5 protein-coding genes are annotated in these 4,865 nt (G+C 36.7%); 3 read left to right on the top strand and 2 right to left on the bottom strand.

The window, feature by feature from the left end; genetic code table 11:
• The 3 genes from BIV59_RS22410 to BIV59_RS22400 all read left to right on the top strand — a co-directional run.
• Positions 1-370: JAB domain-containing protein (locus BIV59_RS22410; protein ID WP_071353673.1), on the top strand; the 370-nt coding region annotated here is incomplete at its 5' end.
• A 365-nt stretch (positions 371-735) separates the two neighbouring features.
• Positions 736-1,980, top strand: a complete 1,245-nt coding sequence (locus BIV59_RS22405; protein ID WP_071353672.1) for a DNA cytosine methyltransferase — start codon at positions 736-738, stop codon at positions 1,978-1,980.
• 687 nt (positions 1,981-2,667) lie between these two features.
• Entirely contained in the window at positions 2,668-2,868 is a 201-nt protein-coding gene (locus BIV59_RS22400) for a hypothetical protein (protein ID WP_071353671.1), read from the top strand.
• Between the two features lie 222 nt (positions 2,869-3,090).
• Here BIV59_RS22400 and BIV59_RS22395 read toward each other — a convergent pair whose 3' ends face one another.
• Entirely contained in the window at positions 3,091-3,648 is a 558-nt protein-coding gene (locus tag BIV59_RS22395) for a PDDEXK family nuclease (protein WP_071353670.1), read from the bottom strand.
• Between the two features lie 107 nt (positions 3,649-3,755).
• Positions 3,756-4,373: an AlwI family type II restriction endonuclease gene (locus tag BIV59_RS22390; RefSeq protein ID WP_071353669.1), complete on the bottom strand. Its 618-nt coding sequence runs from the start codon at positions 4,371-4,373 to the stop codon at positions 3,756-3,758.
• Between the last annotated feature and the right edge of the window lie 492 nt (positions 4,374-4,865).

The following is a 4,865-nucleotide window of genomic DNA, read 5'->3' as shown; positions in this document are numbered from 1 at the left end:
TTTAGGGGTGTCAAAAACAGCTTATGATCTATTAAAGCAATTTTTCATGGAAGCCGATCGTGAATATTTTATTGTCGTTTGTCTGGATACAAAAAATCAGCCAACTGCAATTAATATTTGCCATATTGGAAGCCTGAATTCCAGTATTGTTCATCCAAGAGAAGTTCTTAAACCAGCTATATTATCCAATGCAGCATCGATTATTGTAGCCCACAATCACCCTAGTAATGATCCAACTCCAAGCAGAGAAGATATTGAGGTTACTAAAAGATTGGCTGAAGCAGGAAAAATTATTGGCATTGATTTGTTAGATCATATTGTTGCGTGTACAGAAAAATTCATTTCACTTAAAGAGAAAGGTTATATCTAATCAGAACTCTACAGACTTATTATTAATTACATCTACAATACTCGATTTATTAAAAAATGGCTGGACATATTCTCGCCATTCCGATAATGAGTTCAATCTCAATTTCGGGATAGTTGCCCATGATGTGATTCAGGAAGGTGCTAGATGCATAACCTGACAAAAATTCGGATTTCTCTGAAGCCACGTATGTAAGGATCTGCAAAAGCGGTGCCCTCTAAGTTCTTATAATAGTACAAAAGATTCGCTACCTTTCATAGTAGAGGTATGCAGAAGTTACTAGCTTTATAACATGTCATAATTCGACATGTTGTGTTAATATAAAATATATAAATACAAATAAATGCACAAAATTGGAGTTAATAGACATGCCAACATATCGAAAAGGAGAACTGTTCTGCGGTCCAGGGGGCTTATCTCTTGGGGCAAAGCAGGCTGTTGTTATAGATGAAGAAGGAAACCGCGTTTTGGATGAGAACGGCGAGGAATACAAAGTAGAACATGCGTGGGCAAACGATTTTCACCAAGACACTGTCAAAACGTTCCGCAAAAATATTCTTGAACTAGATAAAGACGATGAAGAGAGTGAACTCGCTCAATCTGTTAAGTCCGGCGATGTAAAAGAACTGGACATCGAATCTCTTCCTCCCGTCCAAATTTTTGCGTTTGGGTTTCCGTGTAATGATTTCAGTCTGGTTGGTGAAACCAAAGGGCTGGAAGGGGAATACGGAGGTCTGTACACGTACGGAATAAAGGTGCTGAACCATCATAATCCACTTGCCTTTATAGCGGAGAATGTAGGCGGCCTCGAAAGCGCCAATGAAGGAAAAGCGTTCGTCCAAATCCTGAAAGCGATGGAAGAAGCGGGTGAACATGGCTATTATATCACTCCTCATAAATACCGCTTTGAGGAGTACGGCGTACCACAAGCCAGACACCGCATTATCATCGTCGGAATACGAAAAGACCTAGGGAAAAAGTTTCTAGTTCCAGAAGCGCCTTATAAAAACAGAGAACAATGGACAACGGCAAGACAGGCATTGGAAAATCCTTCGATACCTGACGATGCAACGAATCATGAATTCACGAACCATCAGAATCAAGTGGTGGAAATGCTCTCTCATATCCGACCTGGGGATAACTGCTGGGTGGATTATTTGCCAGAGCATTTAAGGCTGAACGTGAAGGGTGCGAAAATGAGCAACATATACCGACGTTTAGATCCTGACGCTCCTAGTTATACTGTTACTGGAAGCGGCGGAGGCGGAACGCATATTTACCATTATGCTGAACCAAGAGCATTGACCAATAGGGAACGTGCCCGCTTGCAAACCTTCCCAGACTGGTATGAATTCGTCGGTGGAAAAGAAAGTGTCAGGAGGCAAATAGGGATGGCAGTTCCTCCAAAAGGAGCAAAAATCATTGTGGAAGCTGTTCTAAAAACCTTAGCAGGAGTTACTTATCCGACGGAAGAAGCAAAATGGGATGAAGAACATATCCAGGAAATGCTGAAAACAGGCGAAAACAAAAAGAAGAAGCGTTCTGGAAAAGCCAAGAAAGAACAAGCAACAAAAGGGCAGACAGCGATGGAGTTGGAAGAAACAAAGTCGTAAAGGAGCAAAACGATGTTCTGTATGAATGCTGCGGTATTTTAGATGTATTCCGAATTGAAGAACCACCAAAGCACTTATCGAAACAAGAACAACTGATTTATAACCGACTTTGCGATGTGGAATGTTTAGAATGTAGAAAGCAGTATTTTTCAGTTCCTTATGACTTTGGTAAGAATTTGAATGAGGTTAGAGGAAATATGAAAGAGGTTTACTCCAAAGATGAGTAAACCTCTTTTTTAATCTGAATATCTATCATTTCTAGTAACAGTTATTTTAATATCCCAATTCCTCAAGTGAGTGTACGCCTTCAAGTGGGAATGGCTATCCCGCCGGAATGGGCTAAAATAATTATTCAAGCAATCTTAAAGTCATCTACGGGGGAAGCATATGAAGTGGAACTAGGCATATGGGAAAACGAGTTAAATGAAATGCTGTTGACCGGTAGTATTAAAAAGCGCACCGGTAAGGTAAAGAAAAACAAGGAGTTTTATTAGGATAAACTTCGCTTATCCTTTCAGAAAATTAACAGAAAAAAACACAATTTGAATTTTAACAAATAACGCTTGGTTTGGTATTTAAACCAAGCGTTATTTTCATATTCATGATACTATTCCTTACCACATAAAACTGCATGCTGACTTTATTCTTGCAAATAGATTTAATTTAACAAAAAGGAGTTTTTAATTCATGATCAAAATTGAAACAATAGGTACAGTTTTAGAAGTCGCAAATGTTATAGAAGGCTTATTTAATCATATGGAAATAATTGTTACAGGTGAAGGTGCAGAGGAAGTAAGTGAGAGTGTAATAAGAACGTTAAAGAATTTTAAAGATGCTTATTCAGAAGAAAAGAGAGAAGAAGGTCAATATATTAAGATATATGATTGATTATGATGTAAAGTAAAGGCATGAGTACGATACAATATGTACTCATGCCAAGAAAATTTTATTTTTTTGAAATTTCATAGATATCCGTTTTATTTATAATATTTCCACAAGTAAATAATTTATATAAAACTTCCGGGCTCAATTGTTTTTCTCGGTGAAGTTTTAGCAGGTAAAGCAGATCTTCTGCAGAAATTCCTGCCCCTTTTGCACCGGTTTTGTTCTCTATTCTGCGTAAGTTTCTGACAAAGTTTTTGCCAAAACTGTCTGCAATATAAAGAAAAAAGTTGGCTTTGTAAGTAGGGATATACCCGCTTTCTTCTCAGATATTCGATTAATATGGTCATTTGGTATACTATAACCGCTCTCAGCCTTACAATCAATGATTCCAGTTAATGCAGAGACGTCAATGACAACATCAGGAGATTTTCCTTCTTTTCCTGTCCATCTTGCATTTTTTTCTCCAAGCAATTCTTGAAAAATCTTTGTTGTTGTTATCTCAAAGTCCCTTGCAAAATCTCTTCCTCCTTGGGAATAAATAATGTATTGTTCGGAGAAGTAGTCAGAAGGGTCTTTTTCTAGAACATCATTCAAAACTTTTATTGCTACCTCTTCAGGAGTTCCGATATTCTTGGCAATTTGACTGACAAAATTCTTATCAATCATTTCAATGGTTAAAGGGTTATTTTGAAATTCTTCTGCAAGTAAAAGTTTTAACCCTACTTCACCGCCTTTTCGATTTGAAGTTTGTGTACGAATAAATTTCGATTTAGTTAGATCCATTCCTAAACGTTGCTGATATTCAATTTCCAGCCCAGGATAATATTGAATTGTTCTAGGGTTTTTATTAAGCCGCGCCTCTAATTCACTAATTACATATAGATCTGGCTTTATCCATAAAGCACCTTTTGAACGTTCGATAAAGCCGCTGATTTCAATATTATTAATGAATGTATTGCGATGTTATTAAAAAGATCACTTGGCTCCAGTTGATCTTTGTTTTCTCTGTGTTCGGCGATAAGCTGAACAATTTTTTCTAAATCCTGGTCCTTTTTAGCAATAGGGATTACATATTGGGCAACTTCTTTTTGGGTTAGACGGATTAAACCATCTGCATCTATTATAGATCCGACATCTATTAATGCATCTTCCATCAATAGCCTAAACAAAAATCGATATGGAAAAATTTGGTTTTCTTTATTCATATTAATTGACGCAGAGTAAGGTGATGGATACCGAAATTGAAACATTTGATCGGTAAGGATTTTGGCTGGCTCCGACGAGGTAAGCATTTGTTCACCTTGATGGGTCAACTGGATGCGGCCCTCTTCATCAAAGTAATAAAAACCTAAGGCAGCTATTAATGCAATGTCTGTACGTGCTCCTCCAGGATTTGCATCTACAAACCCATCGAGAGACTTTCCCCTTAGACCGCTTTCCTGAAGAATCTTATCCCTTTTTTTTGTGATTGGAGCGGTCTCCTTTCCACTTGGCACCAATGATTCCATTGTGATAATCCGATCTGATCATTTCCTGTATGGTAACCCATTTCCTTACAGAACGAGGTATCATCCAGTAATACAGTCCATTTGTGGCAGATTCCTGTGGAATGCCTTTATTGCTATTTTTTAGATTACCATATCGTTCCACTTCACTTTTTTCAAACATTAGACCGTTTTCGGTGTCTCTAAAAACTTAAGTTTTTTTTCGTTTGCCAGCTTTATAACTGCTAATTGCGATTTCAACAAGATCTTAGCTACATCGGCAACTGAAAGTAGTTTATCATGGCTCATTAGATTCACTCTCATAACAATTTAGTATTTCTTAAATTAATTATATAACAGCCATTTTTTTAATTTACAGCTAATTTTATTTTTACAGCTAATTTTTATTTTTGGGTAATAAAACCTTTTTATAATTTTTTTGAAAAAACATTTTACTTGAATTTGTTATGATAAAATTAAATTTGTCAAAGTTTTTTAATAATAGAATTTAAGTAT

This window comes from Bacillus sp. MUM 13 (assembly GCF_001866725.1).
Taxonomy (GTDB): Bacteria; Bacillota; Bacilli; order Bacillales; family DSM-1321; genus Peribacillus.
This window is presented reverse-complemented; position numbering and strand designations above follow the sequence as displayed.